14 protein-coding genes and 1 tRNA gene are annotated in these 18,301 nt (G+C 64.6%); 8 read left to right on the top strand and 7 right to left on the bottom strand.

Annotated elements, in window-relative coordinates; all coding sequences use genetic code 11:
* Positions 1-374 precede the first annotated feature (374 nt).
* A tRNA-Ile gene (locus V1279_RS26655) sits at positions 375-450 on the bottom strand.
* Positions 451-618: 168 nt separating this feature from the next.
* On the opposite strand from V1279_RS26655, the gene V1279_RS26650 reads away from it, so the two are divergent.
* Positions 619-1,584 carry a TAXI family TRAP transporter solute-binding subunit gene (locus tag V1279_RS26650; protein ID WP_334442005.1) on the top strand — a complete coding sequence of 322 codons (966 nt, stop codon included), beginning with the start codon at positions 619-621 and terminating at the stop codon, positions 1,582-1,584.
* 180 nt (positions 1,585-1,764) lie between these two features.
* On the opposite strand, the gene V1279_RS26645 is transcribed toward V1279_RS26650, so the two are convergent.
* Positions 1,765-2,979, bottom strand: coding sequence for an ABC transporter substrate-binding protein (locus V1279_RS26645; RefSeq protein WP_442894822.1), 1,215 nt, complete (start codon positions 2,977-2,979; stop codon positions 1,765-1,767).
* A 178-nt stretch (positions 2,980-3,157) separates the two neighbouring features.
* Here V1279_RS26645 and V1279_RS26640 point away from each other — a divergent pair, with 178 nt between their 5' ends.
* Positions 3,158-4,270: a molybdopterin-binding protein gene (locus V1279_RS26640; RefSeq protein WP_334442002.1), complete on the top strand. Its 1,113-nt coding sequence runs from the start codon at positions 3,158-3,160 to the stop codon at positions 4,268-4,270.
* Position 4,271: 1 nt separating this feature from the next.
* A complete protein-coding gene (locus tag V1279_RS26635) occupies positions 4,272-6,233 on the top strand; it encodes a molybdopterin biosynthesis protein (protein WP_442894821.1) in 1,962 nt (653 codons plus the stop codon).
* 377 nt (positions 6,234-6,610) lie between these two features.
* Here V1279_RS26635 and mobA read toward each other — a convergent pair whose 3' ends face one another.
* Positions 6,611-7,294 (bottom strand): molybdenum cofactor guanylyltransferase MobA, encoded by a 684-nt coding sequence (gene mobA / locus V1279_RS26630; protein ID WP_334441997.1) that lies wholly within the window; start codon positions 7,292-7,294, stop codon positions 6,611-6,613.
* Positions 7,239-8,129 carry a formate dehydrogenase accessory sulfurtransferase FdhD gene (locus V1279_RS26625; RefSeq protein WP_334441995.1) on the bottom strand — a complete coding sequence of 297 codons (891 nt, stop codon included), beginning with the start codon at positions 8,127-8,129 and terminating at the stop codon, positions 7,239-7,241. Before V1279_RS26625 ends, mobA begins: the two co-directional genes overlap by 56 nt.
* A 189-nt stretch (positions 8,130-8,318) precedes the next feature.
* Between V1279_RS26625 and mobB the strand changes: the two genes are divergently transcribed.
* From mobB to fdhF, 5 genes are all read left to right on the top strand, one after another.
* Positions 8,319-8,846, top strand: coding sequence for a molybdopterin-guanine dinucleotide biosynthesis protein B (gene mobB / locus V1279_RS26620; protein ID WP_334441993.1), 528 nt, complete (start codon positions 8,319-8,321; stop codon positions 8,844-8,846).
* Positions 8,847-8,854: 8 nt separating this feature from the next.
* Entirely contained in the window at positions 8,855-10,108 is a 1,254-nt protein-coding gene (locus V1279_RS26615; RefSeq protein WP_334441990.1) for a molybdopterin molybdotransferase MoeA, read from the top strand.
* 121 nt (positions 10,109-10,229) lie between these two features.
* Complete coding sequence (locus V1279_RS26610) at positions 10,230-10,481, top strand: sulfurtransferase TusA family protein (RefSeq protein ID WP_334446583.1); 252 nt, start codon at positions 10,230-10,232, stop codon at positions 10,479-10,481.
* 296 nt (positions 10,482-10,777) lie between these two features.
* Positions 10,778-12,481 carry an NADH-ubiquinone oxidoreductase-F iron-sulfur binding region domain-containing protein gene (locus V1279_RS26605; protein WP_334441987.1) on the top strand — a complete coding sequence of 568 codons (1,704 nt, stop codon included), beginning with the start codon at positions 10,778-10,780 and terminating at the stop codon, positions 12,479-12,481.
* Positions 12,478-15,243 (top strand): formate dehydrogenase subunit alpha, encoded by a 2,766-nt coding sequence (gene fdhF / locus V1279_RS26600; protein ID WP_334441985.1) that lies wholly within the window; start codon positions 12,478-12,480, stop codon positions 15,241-15,243. The genes V1279_RS26605 and fdhF overlap by 4 nt, the downstream gene beginning before the upstream one ends.
* 54 nt (positions 15,244-15,297) lie before the next feature.
* On the opposite strand, the gene V1279_RS26595 is transcribed toward fdhF, so the two are convergent.
* From V1279_RS26595 to V1279_RS26585, 3 genes are all read right to left on the bottom strand, one after another.
* Entirely contained in the window at positions 15,298-16,446 is a 1,149-nt protein-coding gene (locus V1279_RS26595) for a LysM peptidoglycan-binding domain-containing protein (RefSeq protein ID WP_334441982.1), read from the bottom strand.
* Positions 16,447-16,557: 111 nt separating this feature from the next.
* Positions 16,558-17,574 carry a magnesium and cobalt transport protein CorA gene (locus tag V1279_RS26590; RefSeq protein ID WP_334441979.1) on the bottom strand — a complete coding sequence of 339 codons (1,017 nt, stop codon included), beginning with the start codon at positions 17,572-17,574 and terminating at the stop codon, positions 16,558-16,560.
* Positions 17,575-17,734: 160 nt separating this feature from the next.
* Entirely contained in the window at positions 17,735-18,202 is a 468-nt protein-coding gene (locus tag V1279_RS26585) for a hypothetical protein (protein ID WP_334441976.1), read from the bottom strand.
* Positions 18,203-18,301 lie beyond the last annotated feature (99 nt).

Raw genomic sequence — 18,301 nt, 5'->3', positions numbered from 1 at the left:
CCATCAGACTGCTCCCAAGCGTCGCGATGCCATTTCTAAGAGCTGGCGCCTAGGTGATAGTCTGTCGCCGCACCACTTTTGGCCTGTAATCGCGCCGAGGCAACGCCATGGGCGGTTCTGCAAACTGCGCGATGATGGAATAGTGCTGGTGATTTGCCCGACGTGTCAAATGTCTTGGCGGGTAAAGCATCCATGCCGGCGATCCCCTGCTACTTTGCATGGGGTTGTTTTCGATATTTTAGTTGGGGGCGAGAACCGCGTCGGCTTTGCAGTCGGGAAGCGTGGCTTGCCGAGCCGTAGCTCGCGGCCAAATAGCCCGCCTTCGCCCTTCGGGCTCCGGCGCGGCAGCCTTCTCTCGCTTCGCGAGCGAAGGCTGGTGGGCCCGGCAGGACTCGAACCTGCAACCAGACCGTTATGAGCGGCCGGCTCTAACCATTGAGCTACAGGCCCCGCCGCGGCGGCCGGGAGAAGCGGCCGGCAACGGTGCCGCCATCGTTTACAGGCATGACAGCGATACGGCAATGCCGCCCTTGGGAGCCAAGAACGGGCTTTCATCAAGCCCCGCGCTTGCCTACAACCTCCGTTGCATCATTCGTCACCGAACGCTTGAGGCTAGAAATGAAACTCGCTGGAATCGTCTGGGCCGGTTTGCTTTTGCTCGCGGGCGGCGCCGCGGCGCAGGAGGGAGGCAAGGCCATTACCAAGACCACAATCAGCCTGGGAACCGCGACGCCGGGCGGCGGCTTTCCCGTCTACGGCAATGCCTTCGCGGAGGTGATGAACGCCGCCGACCCGGCACTCTCGATCGAGCCGCGCAACACCAAGGGCTCCAACGAAAACATCCCGCTGCTGGAATCCGATCAGCTCGACATCGCGCTGGTGGCCGGCGAGCCGTCCTATGAGGCCTTCATGGGCATCGGGCGGGCGGCAACGAAACTGAAGATCCTCACCGCGATGTATTCCAGCCCCGGCATGTTCGTGGTGCGGGCGGACAGTCCCTACAAGACGATCAGGGATCTGGTCGGCCAGCCGGTCGCGTTCGGCGCGAAGGGCTCCGGCCTGCCGATCCTGTCGCGCTATATGCTCGACGGCATCGGGCTGAAGCAGGATGAGGACTTCAAGTCGATCTATCTTGATCGCGCCGGCGACGGCCCCGCCATGGTGCAGGACGGCCGTGCCGCCGCGCTGTGGGGCGCGGGCATCGGCTGGCCGGGATTTGCCGCGATGGTGCAGGCGCCGGGCGGCGCCCGCTTCATCGCGCCCGACGCCAGCGAGATCGCGCGCGTCCGCGCCAAGCACGCTTTTCTCAAGCCGCTGACGGTCCCCGCCAACAGCTATCCCAACCAGCCGGCGGCCATCGATTCCGTCGGCTCATGGAGTTTTGTGCTGGCGCGCGAGAGCCTGCCCGACGACGTCGCCTACCGGCTGGCACGCACGCTGCACGGCGCCGAGGGCGCGCTTTGCAAGAAGCTGCCGCAGGCCTGCGAGACCACGGCCGCGAACACGATTGCGGCTGCGCCGAATGCAGCGCTGATCCATCCCGGCGTGATGAAGTATTTCCGCGAGGCGGGGGTGGTGAAGTAGCTTCGCTTTCCCTGCCCGTTCCCCGGACGCTGCGCAGCACCTAAAGCGCGTTCACGAGCGTCTTCGACGCGCTATGGTGATGCGCTGCTGATCCGGGGTCCATGTTGCTGGCGGCATGGTAGGTCCCGGCTCTGCGGCGCGTCATTTCATGCCGCGCCGCGTCCGGGACACGATACTTGATTATTTCTTCGCCATCGCACACGCCGGATCCGGCGGGCCGAACGCTTCATCGCCCGGGATCTTGGCGAGGATCTGATAATAGTCCCACGGATATTTCGATTCCTCCGGCTTCTTGACCTGCACCAGCCACAGGTCATGCACCATCAGATTGTCCTCGCGCAGTTTGCCGTTGCGGGAAAAGAAATCCTCGATCGGCTTTTCGCGCATCTTCGCCGCCACTTTCAGCGGCTCGTCGGTGCCGGCCTCCTTGATCGCGTTGAGATAGCTCATGACCGAGGAATAGACGCCGGCCTGCCACATCGTCGGCATCCGGTTCATCTTGGCGAAATAGCGCTTCGACCATTCCCGGGTCTTGTCGTCCATGTCCCAGTAGAACGACGTCGTCAGCAACAGGCCTTGGGCTGCCGGCAATCCCAGCGAATGGATGTCGGTGATCAGCGCGAGCAGTGCCGCCATCTGCTGGCCGCCCTTGAATACGCCGAACTCGGCGGCGGTCTTGATCTCGTTCATGTTGTTGGGCGGACCCGCCGCGATACCGATGATCTTGGCCTTGGAAGCCTGCGCCTGCAGCACGAAGGACGACAGATCAGGCGTTGCCAGCGGCGGACGCACCGAGCCCAGCACCTTGCCACCATTGGCGGTGACGACGGTAGAAGCGTCGCGTTCCAGCGCGTGGCCGAAGGCATAGTCGTCGGTGATGAAGAACCAGCTGTCGCCGCCGCGCTTGACCACGGCCTGCGCGGTGCCTGCCGCGAGCGAACGGGTGTCGATCACCCACTGCATCGCGTAGGGCGAGCAGAATTTGCCGTGGAAATCCGCGGCCAGCGTAGAATGCGTGATGAACAGCTTCTTCTTGTCATTGGCGATGTTCTGCACCGCAAGACCGACCGCCGACACCGGAACGTCGACGATCAGGTCGACCTGGTCGACGTCGTACCAGCGCCGCGCGATGCCGCCGCCGATGTCAGGCTTGAGCTGGTGGTCGCCGACGATGATGCTGATCGGCTTGCCCAGCACCTTGCCGCCGAAATCATCGATCGCCATTTGCGCCGATGTAACCGAGCCCTGGCCGGTCGGCGTCGCCGCCGGACCGTTCATGTCGGTGAGAACGCCGATCTTGACCAAATCGTCTGAAACTTGCGCGAGCGCGGCGGTCGATGCCAGCATCGCGGCGGCCGCGAGTACTCCCAGCCTGGATAGGTTCCTGGCGAACATCCTGTCTTCTCCTCCCTGGAATCGGCGCGTTGGCCGCCGGTTTTTGCAGACGGTTTCGCCAATTGGTCTCATTTGCAACTATTTTCGGGCGGCGTCAACGTCGTCCCGTGGAGGGCCCCGACGACAGGCAGTCCCCGGCTCTGTTTATTTCCAACCCGATTCAGGGCATAGCCGGGCCATGACCTCGCCCCAGCGCCTGCCGATCTCGCTGACACCGCTCGATGTGGCGCTCGACGCCCTGCTGAACGGTTTGGAACCGGTCGCGCCGGTGGGAGTAACGCTTCAGGAAGCGCTGCGTTGCATCGCCGCCGGGATGCCGCCGCTCCCGGCCTGTCCGCCGCGCGACACTGCGGTGGCTGATGGCTACGCCTTTTGCGCCCGCGATCTCGTCGGGGCATCCTCCTATTCGCCGTTGGCATTGTCGGCGCCGCCGGTCTGGGTCGAGGCCGGCGAGGCCATCCCGGAGGCTTGCGACTGCGTGCTCGATTCCGATTCCGTCGACCTATCCGGCCCGCTGCCGCAGGTGCTGGCGGAGGCGATCCCGGGGCAGGGCGTGCGCCGGGCCGGCGGCGATATCGCAGCCGGTTGTCTCCTCGTGGAGGCCGGGCGGCGCGTGCTGCCGCGCGATCTCCTGATGGCGCGCACTGCGGGAGTAGAGCGGTTGAACGTCCGGCGTCCGCGGTTGGGCATCGTCAATGTACCGGGTGGCAGCGTGACGGCGGATCTGATCGCGGAGAGCGCGCAAGCCACGGGCGCCGAAACCGTCTCCTTCACCGCCGCGGGCCGCGATGCCGGATCGATTGCGGCGGCACTCGATGACGGCGCGTGCGATCTGCTCTTGATTGTCGGCGGCTCCGGCGTCGGGCGCACCGACGCGGCGGTGACGGCATTGGCTGCGCGCGGCAAAGTTCTCGCCCACGGCATTGCCCTGCAACCCGGCCGCACCTCGGCCGTCGGGCGCCTCAGTAACACGCCCGTCGTGGTGTTGCCGGGCGCGCCGGATCACGCGCTTGCGGCATGGTGGACGCTGGCGCTTCCCGCGGTCGATCGCCTCTCCGGCCGCCGCCAGCGCAAGACGGTCAATTTGCCGCTGGCGCGCAAGATTGCATCTCACGTCGGTATCGCCGAAATCGTGCTGCTGGAGCGCAAGCAGGATACGTGGACCACGCTGGCGGTGGGTGAATTGTCGCTCGGCGCGATCGCCCGCGCCGAAGCCTGGCTCGCGGTATCAGGCGGCTCGGAAGGCTTTGCGGCCAGCGCGCCGGTCGATGCCTATATGTTGCGGGACTGATATGAGTTCGGGAATGACCAATACGCCCTCGCCCAGAGATCGCGACAATAACGAGCAGGACCAGTTCCTGACGATCCTGTCGCGCGAGGATGCGCTGACGCGTTTCGAAGCCGCCTTGTTCCCGCGCGCGATCGCGAGCGAAAGGCGTCCGCTCGCCGACGCACTTGGCTGCGCGCTCGCCGAGGACGTGGTGGCGCCGATCGACGTGCCGCCGTTCGATCGTTCCAATGTCGATGGCTTTGCGGTGCGTTCCGCCGATCTCGCTGCTACCGGCGAGGCTTCGCCGGTCCGCGTGATGTTGAACGACGAGGTGATCGCCTGCGGCACCGCGCCGACGCGGCCGGTATTGTCGGGAACAGCCACGCCGATCGCGACCGGCGGTCCGGTGCCGCGCGGGGCAGACGCCGTCGTGATGGTCGAACACACGCAGCCCTCAGGATCTCGTGCGATCGAAATCCGCCGTGCCGCTTCCCCCGGACAATTCGTGTCCTATGCCGGCTCCGATATCGCCCGTGGCGAGGCGCTGCTGCGCGCTGGCACTATCATCGGCTCGCGCGAGATCGGCATGCTGGCGGCCTGCGGCATCGCGCACGTCACCGTCGCGCGCCGGCCGCGCGTTGCGGTGATCTCCACCGGCGACGAACTGGTGCAGCCCGGTCAGCCGCTGCCTCCTGCCGCAATCTATGACGCCAATGGTGCGATCGTCGCAGCGGCGGTGAACGAAAATGGCGGCGAGGCGGTGTTTCTCGGCGCCGTTGCCGATGACGAGGAACAGCTCGAAGCCGTAATGCGCAAGGCGCTGGAGACCAGCGACATGCTGGTGCTGTCAGGCGGCACTTCGAAGGGCGCGGGCGACGTGTCCCACCGCATCATCGGCCGGGTCGGCCAACCCGGCATCATCGCCCATGGCGTGGCGCTGAAGCCCGGCAAGCCGCTGTGCCTCGCGGTGTGCGATGGCAAGCCGGTGATCATCCTGCCGGGATTTCCGACCTCGGCGATGTTTACTTTCCACGACATGATCGTGCCGGTGCTGCGGCGGATGGCGGGGCTGCCGCCGCGTTCGGACGCCAAGGTCAATGCACGCGTACCGGTACGGATCGCCTCCGAACTCGGCCGCACCGAATTCGTCATGGTGTCGCTGGTCGAAGGCGCGGATGGGTTGATCGCGTACCCCACAGGCAAGGGCTCTGGCGCTATCACCTCCTTTGCGCAGGCCGACGGCTTTCTGCGCATCGACGCGCTGGCTGACCAGATGCCGGCCGGCAGTGAGACCGAGGTGATGCTGTTCACCCCGCATGTGCGGGTGCCGGATATCGTCGTCATCGGGAGCCACTGCACCGGGCTCGATCTCGTCACGGCGCCATTAGCGCATGCCGGGCTCGTCGTACGCTCGATCGCCGTCGGCAGCCTCGGCGGCCTTGCGGCCGCCAAGCGCGGCGAGTGCGATTTTGCGCCGATCCATCTGTTCGACGAGAAGACCGAGACCTACAACACGCCCTATCTCAGCGACGGGCTCGAACTGGTGCCGGGCTGGCGTCGCATGCAGGGTATCGTGTTCCGTAAGGGCGACCGGCGTTTCGAGGGCTTGAATGCGGAACACGCGGTGCGCGCGGCTCTAGCCGATCCTGCCTGCATCATGGTCAATCGCAACCAGGGGGCGGGCACGCGCATCCTGATCGACCGGCTGCTCGGCGGCGCGCGTCCGGACGGCTACTGGAATCAGCCGCGCTCGCACAATGCGGTGGCGGCTGCGGTCGCGCAGCACCGCGCCGATTGGGGCATGACCATTGCGCCGGTCGCGCATGCGTCAAACCTGGGTTTCATTCCCTTTGCCGAAGAGCATTATGATTTTGCGCTGGTAAAGGCGCGCAAGCAACGGCCGGCCGTGCAGGCCTTCCTTGACGCGCTGGCGTCGGACGAGGGCCGCGCCGCGCTGGAGCAGGCGGGGTTTCGGCCGGCCTGACTCGGTTCGGGCCTGATAGCCGTCGACAACGCGATCGTGACGGGCATTGCCGGATTACTTCGCGCGCATCCAGCAGACCTCGCGCGCCAATACCTGGCTCAGCGGCACGACCGATACCGACTGGGTCTATGGCTATGACGCCTGGACGGTGCCGTTGGCGGGGTAGAGGCGGTATGCACGCGATGACGAAGTCCGATCTCCCGTGTCCCGGACGCGGTGCAGCGTTCTTCACGCTGCTCCGCAGAGCCGGGACCCATTCTCTTCTGGCGGCGATCTCTGGGGCGACCATGGGCCCCGGATCAGCAGCGCATCACCATAGCGCGTTGAAGACGCGCGTGAACGCGCTTTAGGTGCTGCGCAGCGTCCGGGGCACGAGCCTAGCCGCCATCCAGCGCCGCCAGCCGCTCCGCTTCCGCGATGTCGTCCATGGTGTTGGCGTTGAAGAACGGATCGAGCGGTTCGACCGGCCATGTCACGGTGGCGAGCTTGAAGCGCGCGGTCCAGCGATCGATCTTCCTGATATCCTCGACGACGAGTGCGTGGCGAAGCTGTTCTCGCAAACCGACGCTCCAAAGCCCGATTACTGGATGCGATTGCCCGTCGGAAGCGGCGACGGCAAGCTCGGCATTCTCGGCTTCGAGCGCGCCATACAGCCGCGACACCAGATCGCGTGGGAGGAACGGACAGTCCGCGGCGGCGCTGAGAAAAAATTTTACGTCAGGCCGATTGGCCGCGGCCCAATCGAGTGCGGCCAGAATGCCGGCGAGTGGACCCGGAAAATCGGAGACGCCATCTGCAATGACCGGAAGTCCGAACGCCGCAAAGCGTGCGGGATCGCCATTGGCATTGAGGATGAGGCCGTCGCATTGCGGCTTGAGCCGCGCGATCACGCGGTCGAGGATAGTGCGGCCGGCGATCGTGCGCATCGGCTTGTCGCCGCCGCCCATCCGCCGCGCCAGTCCGCCGGCGAGCAGCACGCCGGGAATTGTGACCGCGGCCGTCGCGTCACTCGTCACGATCTTCGCCCTTGCGCTTGTGTCGCGCCGATTCCTCCGCGACATAGTCGAGGTCCTGGTCGAACACGATGCGTTCCTGGCCGGACAGTGCGATGAAGCGTTTGCCGCGCGTGCGCCCGACCAGCGTCAGCCCGACCTGCCGCGCCAGCTCGACACCCCACGCCGTAAACCCGGAGCGTGAGACGAGAATGGGAATTCCCATTCGCACCGTCTTGATCACCATCTCCGAGGTGAGCCGGCCGGTGGTGTAGAGGATCTTGTCGGCGGGATCGACGCCGTGGCGATAGATCCAGCCGGCGATCTTGTCGACCGCGTTGTGGCGGCCGACGTCCTCAGTGTAGCAGACCGGCGTGCCTTCCTTGCACAGCACGCAGCCATGGATCGCGCCGGCTTCCAGGTAGAGCGAGGGCATGGTGTTGATCGCATGCGTCATCTGGTAGAGCCAGGAGGTGCGCAATTCTGCCTTGGGCAGCGCAACGCTTTCGACGGCCTCCAACAGATCGCCGAACGCCGTGCCCTGCGCGCAGCCCGACGTCTGCGTGCGCTTCTTCAGTTTTGCCTCAAAATTGGTGTGGTGCTCGGTGCGCACCACCACCACCTGAAGGTCGTCGTCATATTCGACCTCGGTGACGACATCGTCGTATTTCAGCATGTTCTGGTTGAGAAGATAGCCGAGCGCCAGATATTCCGGATAGTCGCCGATCGTCATCATGGTGACGATCTCCTGCGCGTTCAGATACAGCGTCAGCGGCCGTTCCACCGGCACCCGGATTTCGACGGCGGAGCCGGTCTGGTCGGTCCCGGTGACGCGCTCGGTCAGCCGCGGATCCTCGGGATTCGGCACGATCAGGGGGGCGGGGGCTTTCTCGATTTTCATCATGTCCGCAGGTTAGCATGACTTTGTCGTGGGGCTGATATAAGCACCAAGGCTGACAAGTCACGGTCTATCCGTCATGGCCGGGCTTGTCCCGGCCATCCACGTCCTTGTTTCGGCGTTAGCGTCAAGGCGTGGATGCCCGGGACAAGCCCGGGCATGACGGCGATACTAACGACGCCGCCGGAGAACGTAATGAAAGTAATTGGCCTCGCGGGATGGAGCGGCGCCGGCAAGACCACCTTGCTGACGCGCGTGATTCCGCATTTCCTGAAAGACGGCCTGCGCGTTTCCGTCATCAAGCACGCCCATCATGCTTTCGATGTCGACGTGCCCGGCAAGGATTCCTGGAAGCATCGCGAGGCCGGTGCGGCCGAAGTCCTGGTGTCCTCCAGCCAGCGCTGGGCCCTGATGCACGAGCTGCGCGGCGCCCGCGAGCCAAGGCTGCCGGAACTGCTGGTAAAGCTGTCGCCGGTCGATCTCGTCGTCGTCGAGGGTTTCAAGCGCGAGCCGCATCGCAAGATCGAGGTCTATCGCGCCGCGAATGAAAAACCGCTGCTGTTTCCCGACGATCCCGGCATCGTCGGAATCGCGACCGACACCCCGGTTGAAACCACGCTGCCGACCGCCCATCTCGATGATATCGAGGCGGTGGCGGCGATGATGCTGAAATCGGCGATATCGCTCGAAGACGTGCTGGCGAAATGCGAAGCTGAGGGCTGATCAGGCACATGGCGCAATTGTCCGACGATTGCTTTGCCTTCGGCGGGCCGATGATGTCGGTCGATGAGGCCGTCGGTCTCATTGCCACGCGCGTGACGCCGGTCGTGGATGTCGAGACGGTGACGCTCGCCCGCGCCGATGGCCGCATTCTCGCGCACGACATTCTGGCGCCGCTGCCGCTGCCGCCCTTCACCAATTCTGCCGTCGACGGCTATGCGGTCTCCAGCCGCGACCTGCCGCAGCAGCAAGAACAGGCATTTCCAGTGATCGGCCGCGTTCAGGCGGGTAGCTCCGTCTCTGCGCCGCTCAAGCCCGGGCAGGCGATGCGCATCTTTACCGGAGCGCCGATGCCCGAAGGCGCTGATACCGTGTTCATGCAGGAAGACGTCCGCGTCGAAGGCGACAAGGTCGTGCTTCCCGCGGGCCTCAAGCCCGGCGCCAATGTGCGTCCCGCGGGCGAAGATATTCCGGCAGGCTTTGCAGCGCTGACGGCCGGCCAGCGGCTGCGGCCACAGGATGTCGCGCTCGCAGCGGCCTTCGGCCTGACGCAACTCGATGTTGTCAGGCGTATTCGTGTCGCGGTGTTCTCCACCGGCAACGAGCTGGCCTCGCCGGGCGAAGCGCGCGCCGCGGCGCAATTGTTCGATTCCAACCGTTACATGCTGATGGCGATGCTGGCGCGGCTCGGCTGCGAGGTCAGCGATCTCGGCATCCTCAGGGACGACCGCGCCGCGCTCGCGCGCGCGCTGCAGGACGTGGCCGGCACCCATGATCTGATCCTCACCACCGGCGGCGTTTCGACCGGCGAGGAGGACCATGTCAAGGCGAGCGTCGAAAGCGTCGGCAGGCTGGTGCTGTGGCGGATGGCGATCAAGCCGGGACGCCCCGTCGCGATGGGCATCATCGGCGGCACCCCATTCATCGGATTGCCCGGCAATCCGGTGGCCAGTTTTGTCACCTTCGTCCACGTGGTGCGGCCGACGATTCTGGCGCTGTCGGGCGCGATGCCGGAGAAGCTGTTGCCCATGCCGGTGCGCGCTGCCTTCACCTACAAGAAGAAGATCGCCCGCCGCGAATATGTCCGCGTCAGCCTGCGCAAGGCCGCGGATGGCGCGCTCGAAGCGGTGAAATTTCCGCGTGAGGGTGCAGGGTTGCTGTCCTCGCTGATCGACACCGACGGCCTGGTCGAACTCGGCGAACAGATGGCACTGGTCGAACCCGGCCAGACGGTCGGGTTTCTGTCCTACGCAAGCCTGATGTGAAACTCTCTGCTGACGCGTTTTCTTCGCGCGAACCGGTCCCACCCCGGATCAAGTCCGAGGGCATGCTTCGCTCGAAAACGCTATGTTGACGCTGCGTCCCGGCTTCGCCATGTTCGCTCGCATGAATACGACAAAGCTCGATCTCACTGGTCTCAAATGCCCGTTGCCGGCGCTGAAAACGCGCAAAGCGTTGAAGTCGATCACGCCGGGCGATTTCCTGGAAGTTCACTGCACCGATCCGCTCTCGGTGATCGACATCCCTAACTTGATCCGTGAAACCGGCGACAAGGTCGAGATAGCTGAGCGCGCGGAAAGCCGTATCGTTTTCCTGATCGAGAAGGCAGCCGCTCCGGGAACTGAGCGGGCCCCGTGATAACGCAGCCTGCCTTTTCGATCATTTTGAATCCGTATTGATCAATCGCAAACCCAAATCGATGCGCGTTCGCAATTGCAGCATGAGACGGCTTTATTGATCTCGGGATCAATTCGCGCTCTCATTCGTCATCGGGCAAGGCAGGACTGGCGCAGATCGCTGCGGGGCGCGGAATACATCTTAACGCGCCGAGGCCTGCGACTTAAATGCTTACCACAGCGCTATAATTCTCTTGGCATCTGGCATGCCACGGATTAAGCTTTCGCGCAACGATAGGCAGGGAACGAGACGTTTCGATGGATCATGACGTACAACTAGTCCGCTCGTTCGAGCATCCGGGCGCGGGACGGAAGCGGGCCAAGGCGACGCCGAAGGGCCGCCAGGTTGACCCGACCGCTGCCCACGAGATCGAGCTCCTGCTCGGCGATCGGCCGCGGCGCCGCGATCTGCTGATCGAGCATCTGCACCTGATCCAGGACACCTATCACCAGATCTCGGCGGCGCATCTTGCGGCGCTTGCCGACGAGATGAAGCTGTCGTTTGCCGAAGTGTTCGAGACCGCGACCTTCTATGCGCATTTCGACGTGGTGAAGGAAGGCGAGCCTGACATCGCGCCGCTGACCATCCGCGTCTGTGACTCGCTGACCTGCGCCATGATGGGCGCAGAAAAGCTGCTGCACGAATTGCAGGACAGTGCCGGTCCCGGCATTCGCGTGGTGCGCGCCCCGTGCGTCGGGCGCTGCGATACCGCGCCTGCCGCCGAGGTCGGCCATCACTTCGTCGATCATGCCACGGTCACGAACGTGCTCGCCGCCGCCAAGGCCGGCGAGACCCACGCGCATCTGCCCAGGTATGTCGACTACGACGCCTATGTCGCCGGTGGCGGTTACAAGCTGCTCAACCGGCTGCGCTCCGGTGAATTGAGCAGGGAAGATCTGCTGAAGTCGCTCGACGATGCGTCGCTGCGCGGGCTCGGCGGCGCAGGCTTCCCGACGGGACGAAAGTGGCGCGCGGTGCTTGGTGAGCCCGGCCCCCGGCTGATGGCGATCAATGGCGACGAGGGCGAGCCCGGCACCTTCAAGGATCGCTTCTATCTCGAAACCGATCCGCATCGCTTCATCGAGGGCATGCTGATCGGCGCGCATGTGGTCGAGGCGACCGACGTCTACATTTACATCCGCGACGAATATCCGGCCTCGCGCGAAATCCTCGAACGCGAAATCGCCAAACTGCCGCCGGGCGGGCCCGTGCTGCACATGCGCCGCGGCGCTGGCGCCTATATCTGCGGCGAGGAATCCTCGCTGCTCGAAAGCATCGAGGGCAAGCGCGGCCTGCCCCGGCACAAGCCGCCTTATCCGTTCCAGGTCGGGCTGTTCGGCCTGCCGACGCTGATCAACAATATCGAGACGCTGTGGTGGGTGCGCGACATCGTCGAGAAGGGCGCCGACTGGTGGAAGAGCCATGGCCGCAACGACCGTCATGGCCTGCGCAGCTACTCGGTCTCGGGCCGCGTGAAAAATCCCGGCATGAAGCTGGCGCCGTCAGGCGTCACCGTGCGCGAACTGATCGACGAGTTCTGCGGCGGCATGGCTGACGGCCACACCTTCCGCGCTTATCTTCCGGGCGGCGCGTCCGGCGGCATTCTGCCGGCGTCGATGGACAACATCCCGCTCGATTTCGGCACGCTGGAAAAATACGGCTGCTTTATCGGCTCGGCCGCCGTCGTCATCCTGTCCGAGCAGGACAGCGTCAAGGGCGCGGCGCTGAACCTGATGAAATTCTTCGAGGATGAGAGCTGCGGCCAGTGCACGCCATGCCGGGTCGGCACCCAGAAGGCGGCGATCCTGATGGAAAAGCCGGTCTGGGACCGCGAGCTGCTCGACCAGTTGAGCCAGGCGATGCGCGATGCCTCGATCTGCGGGCTCGGCCAGGCGGCCTCGAATCCGCTCACGAGCGTCATTAAATATTTCCCCGACGAGTTCAAGGAAGCGGCGGAATGACCAAGATTAAATTCGAACTCGACGGCAAGCAGGTCGAGGCCAATGCGGGCGAGACCATCTGGCAAGTTGCAAGACGCCAGGGCCGGGATATTCCGCATCTGTGCTATTCGCCGGAGCCGGACTACCGGCCCGACGGCAATTGCCGCGCCTGCATGGTCGAGATCGAGGGCGAGCGCGTGCTGGCGGCGTCCTGCAAACGCACGCCGAGCGTCGGCATGAAGGTGAAGTCTGAGAGCGCGCGTGCGGTCGCAGCGCAGAAGATGGTGATGGAGTTGCTGGTCGCCGACCAGCCGGCGCGCGAGACCTCGCACGATCCCGATTCGAAATTCTGGCACTGGGCTGAAAAAGTCGAGGTGACCGAGAGCCGCTTCCCGGCCGCCGAACGCTGGGCAGGGGACACCAGTCACCCCGCCATGAGTGTCAATCTCGACGCCTGCATCCAGTGCGGCCTCTGCGTGCGCGCCTGCCGCGAGGTGCAGGTCAACGACGTCATCGGCATGGCCTATCGCAACCACGACGCCAAGATCGTGTTCGACTTCGACGATCCGATGGGTGAATCGACTTGCGTCGCCTGCGGCGAGTGCGTGCAGGCCTGTCCGACCGGCGCACTTATGCCCTCGGTGATGCTGGACGAGAACCAGACCCGCGTCACCTACGCCGACAAGAAGGTGGATTCGCTCTGCCCGTTCTGCGGCGTCGGCTGTCAGGTCACCTATCAGGTCAAGGACGAGAAGGTCATCTATGCCGAGGGCCGCGATGGCCCGGCCAATCATAACCGGCTCTGCGTCAAGGGTCGTTTTGGGTTCGACTACATCCATCACCCGCATCGCCTCACAAAGCCGCTGGTGCGGCTGCCAAATGCGAAGAAGGATGCCAACGACCAGGTCGACCCGGCCAATCCGTTCACGCATTTCCGCGAAGCCTCGTGGGAAGAGGCGCTGGACATTGCGGCCAAGGGGCTGGTGAAGATCCGCGACGAAAAGGGCGTCAAGGCACTAGCCGGATTCGGCTCCGCCAAGGGCTCGAACGAAGAGGCGTACCTGTTCCAGAAGCTGGTGCGTACCGGCTTCGGCTCCAACAATGTCGATCACTGCACGCGGCTGTGCCACGCTTCATCGGTGGCGGCGCTGATGGAAGGGCTGAACTCGGGCGCGGTGTCGGCGCCGTTTTCGGCTGCGATGGACGCCGAGGTCATCATCGTGATCGGCGCCAATCCGACTGTGAACCATCCGGTGGCGGCGACCTATCTCAAGAACGCGGCCAAACGCGGCGCCAAGCTGATCGTGATGGATCCGCGCACGCAGTCGCTGTCGCGCCACGCCTGGCGGCATCTGGCGTTCAAGCCCGGCAGCGACGTCGCGATGCTCAACGCGATGCTGCACACCATCATCACCGAAGGGTTGACCGACCAGCAATATATCGCGGGCTATACCGAAGGCTTCGACGAGCTCGCTGAGCGCATCAAGGAATTCCCGCCGGAGAAGATGGAAGCGATCTGCGGCATTCCGGCCGAGACGCTGAAGGAAGTCGCTCGGGTCTATGCCCGCTCGCAGGCTTCGATCATCTTCTGGGGCATGGGCATCAGCCAGCACATCCACGGCACCGATAACGCGCGCTGCCTGATCGCGCTGGCGCTGACGACCGGCCAGGTCGGCCGCCCCGGCACCGGCCTGCATCCGCTGCGCGGCCAGAACAACGTGCAGGGCGCTTCCGACGCCGGCCTGATTCCGATGTTCCTGCCGGACTACCAGCCGGTCGGGCGCACCGATCTGCGCGAGCCCTTTGAAAAGCTCTGGCATCAGGACCTCGATCCCGTGCGCGGATTGACCGTGGTCGAGATCATGAACGCGATCCACGCCGGTGAGATCACCGGCATGTATATCGAGGGCGAAAACCCCGCGATGTCGGATCCCGATCTGCAGCACGCGCGCGGGGCACTGGCGATGCTCGACCACCTGGTCGTGCAGGATCTTTTCGTCACCGAAACCGCGTTCCATGCCGACGTGATCCTGCCGGCCTCGGCATTTGCCGAGAAGAGCGGCACCTTCACCAACACCGACCGCCGCGTGCAGCTTGCGCGCGAGGTGATCCGGCCACCCGGCGATGCGCGGCAGGATCTCTGGATCATCCAGGAGATCGGCAAGCGCATGGGCTTGCCGTGGAACTATGACGGCCCGGCCGACGTGTTTACCGAGATGACGCAAGTGATGCCGTCGCTGAACAACATCACCTGGGACCGGCTGGTCCGCGAGGGCGCGGTGACCTACCCGGTCGATGCTCCCGACAAGCCCGGCAACGAGATCATCTTCACCACGGGTTTCCCGACCGCGAGCGGCCGCGGCAAGATCGTTCCGGCGAAGGTGATCGCACCCGACGAGGTGCCCGACACCGAATATCCGATGGTACTGTCGACGGGCCGCGTGCTCGAACACTGGCACACCGGCTCGATGACCCGCCGCGCCAGCGTGCTCGACCAGATCGAGCCGGAGGCGGTGGCCTTCATGTCGCCAAAGGACATGCGGCGCTTAAGCGTCTGGCCCGGCGATTTCATTAAGCTGCAGACCCGCCGCGGCGCCGTCGAGGTCAAGGTGCGCTCCGACCGCGACGTGCCGGAGAACATGGTGTTCATGCCGTTCTGCTACGCGGAGGCGGCAGCGAATCTCTTGACCAACCCGGCGCTCGATCCGTTCGGCAAGATCCCCGAGTTCAAGTTCTGCGCCGTGCGCGCGGAAAAGGTGGCGCTGCAGTCGGCGGCGGAATAGCCGGAGACTATCGTTCAACCGCGACGGCGGCGGTTGAATGCTTTTAGCCGCGCTTCACTGCGCGGGAAGGACAAAGATCTGGCCGGGATAGATCAGGTTGGGATTGCGGATCTGCCCCTTGTTCGCCTTGTAGATGACGGCGTAGCGCGTGCCCGCGCCGTAGGTGAGGCTGCTGAGACGCCAGAGGCTATCGCCACGGGAGACGGTGGTGGTCGCGATCTTCGGCACCACCACGGTGGAGGGCGGCGAGCCTCCGTCCGGCAAAACGGTAGTCCCTGCGGCCGCCAGTTGCGGACCGGCTGTGTCCGGGCGCTTGGCCACGCTGGCCTGCGCCGACACGGACGCGGTCGTGTCGGGAACGTTGAACGGCACCTCGGCGCGTGCGCGCACCGTACCGGAACTTGACGCCTCGTCCAGCCTGACCCGGTAGCTTCCCGGTCCGACCCCTTCGTTGATGGTGACGGCAAAGCGTCCATCCGCGCCGGCCGTTACCGACGTCACAAAGCTGTCGTTGAGATAGAGCCTCAGCGCTACGCCGGGGCGCGCCTGACCGCTCACATGGAACTTGCCGCCCGGCTCGATCTCGACCGCCTCCACGACCACGGCGCCGGCCGCCGGTTTTGGCCCAGCCGGTTGCGACAGCACGACCGTGGGTTTGTCCGGCGTGACCAGCGCCACGACCGGCCGGTCGGTCGATTTCGGCTCCAGCGCCGCCGTCACGTGCTGTTTGGACGTGGCCACCGTGCCGTCCGCCTGTTTTGAGCGGAGCGTCAGGTCGTAAGTGCCTGAAGGAAGCTTGGGCGGAACCATGACGAATTGTCCGGATTTATCCGCGACCGCGCGGTCATGCACTTCGCCATTGCGCAGCAGTTCCACCGTTGCGCCCGGCGCTGCCCGGCCTGCGATGACGGCTTCGCCCGTCGGCTCGATGCTGGCAACGTCGAACGTCGGCACGTTGCCGCTCTCCGGCGATGGCGGCGATCCGGTCAGCGCGTCCACGACGGCGTTTGCTTCCGATGTGGCCTTTGCGAGCGCGGCCACTCGCGTATCAGATGCAGGCTTCGAGGTCGCAGGCGCCGTCGTTGCAGCCATGGTTTCAGCCGGCGGCTCGCGGCGGACGTGTTGAATGGCGAAGACAACGCCACCGGCGGCAACAACCGCCACCAGGGGAAGGACTATTCGGCTAATCGATATGGCAGTCATGATGCTCACCCGCCTGCCGGATCGCTGGCTCGTCCGTACTTTATACCGTCTCAAGCAGGGTGGGTACCGGTTTGCGCCCGGAAAACGCAGCCTTTTCGGCGCCTTACAAGCCTACAGCCAGCCGACGCGCCGGAACCGCCAGAACAAGCCTGCACATACCAGCAGAATCGTGCCGACCACGCTAAAATAGCCATACTGCCACTCCAGCTCCGGCATGTGCTTGAAGTTCATGCCGTAGATGCCGGCGATCGCCGTCGGGACCGCGATGATGGCGAGCCATGACGCCAGTTTCTTGGACACCGCGGTCTCCTGTGCCTGGCCGACCAGGAGGCTCGCCTCAAAGGCAAACGCCAGCACCTCGCGAAGCGAATCGATCTGCTCCTGCACCGTCCGGACGTGGTCGGTGACGTCGCGAAACAACGGCTGCATGGTGGATCGCACCATCGGCAGATTGTCATGCTCGAGCCGGCGGCAAACTTCCACCAGCGGCCCAACCGCATTGCGCAGCCGCAACAGGTCGCGCCGGAGCAAATAGAGGCGCTCGATCTGCGCCTGCGTCATGGCGCTGGCGAGCACTTGCGCTTCCATCGCTTCGACTTCCTCCTGGATGGTTTCGAGCACGGGGGAGTAGTTATCGACGATGAAGTCGAGGATGGCGTAGAGAATGTAATCCTCGCCCCGGGCCAGCGCCCGAGGACAGCTTTCGCATCGTTCGCGCACCGGCTTGTAGGACGTCGAGGCGCCGTGCCGAACCGACACGATATATCCTTCGCCGACGAACAGATGCGTCTCGCCGAATGCGATGCTGTCGCCGTCGAGCTGCGCCGTGCGCGCCACGATGAACAGCGCGTCGCCATACTGCTCGATCTTCGGTCGCTGATGGGCGTGGTCGGCATCCTCGATCGCAAGGTCATGCAGCTCGAACTGCCGCTGCACGCGGCTGAGCACCGACATATCCGGCTCGTGCAGGCCGATCCAGACCACGTGGTGGGCTTTGCTGCGCCAGCTCGACGCTTCATCGATGGCGATGTTGGCGACACGCCGGCCATCGACGTAGACGCCGGCTGCGACCACGCCGCCGGAGGCGGCCGGCTCGTTTTTCATGATGCCTGACGATGCGACGTTCATGGCTTCCACCCTCGATCGATTGCTGCCGAACCTCGCTTCGCGGCGATGTTTTCGAATGAGGCTAGCACCACGAAATCCGCCGTCAATGCGATCTGGACGACGGGGTTCCGTTACCGATGCCGCCTCGGATGTCCGCTTCGCCCATCCAGGCTACGGATATTCAGGAAAAATTGTCGCTGCACGCGGGTTCATAGAGCGAATTGGCGTCCTGCGGCACGGCCGGGACACCGTGACGGCTCGGTGGCGTGCTGATGCGTTGCGCTTCCACGAATGCGCTCAGGATCGCCAGCGCCAGATTGGCGTGGCGGGTCTCGATCGATTGATCCAGCCAGTCCGGCAGTTCGCGCTGCCGCGACAAAGCGCAATGCCATTCACCGTCGTCATAGGCGAGGCGGCGGACCTGCCATTGCGGCAGCTCCAGATCGATCAGCGCCCGCGCAGCATCGGTCCAGGCTTGCGACTGCATTAGTCGCTCAATGCGTGCATTCTTGAAATTCCGATCCATCGATGGAAAACGCCGGCAGGTGGCGTTGATAATATCGGACAGGAATTCGGCCGTGACGCAACAGGCGTCGTGCAGCCGGTGGCCGAGTTCGGGGGGAGCTTGCTGGTCCAGGATGAGTGACATGGCTTTGCCTCGTTGATAGCGCGGCTATCACGGCAACCGCGCTCTCCAAACTGGCGAGATCGCCATTTGAAAACGAGAGGAGACGAGGGGCGGAGATAT

Source organism: Bradyrhizobium sp. AZCC 1610, assembly GCF_036924515.1.
Lineage (GTDB): Bacteria > Pseudomonadota > Alphaproteobacteria > Rhizobiales > Xanthobacteraceae > Bradyrhizobium.
Note: the sequence above shows the minus strand (reverse complement) of the source record. Positions and strands in the feature narration are given on the sequence as shown.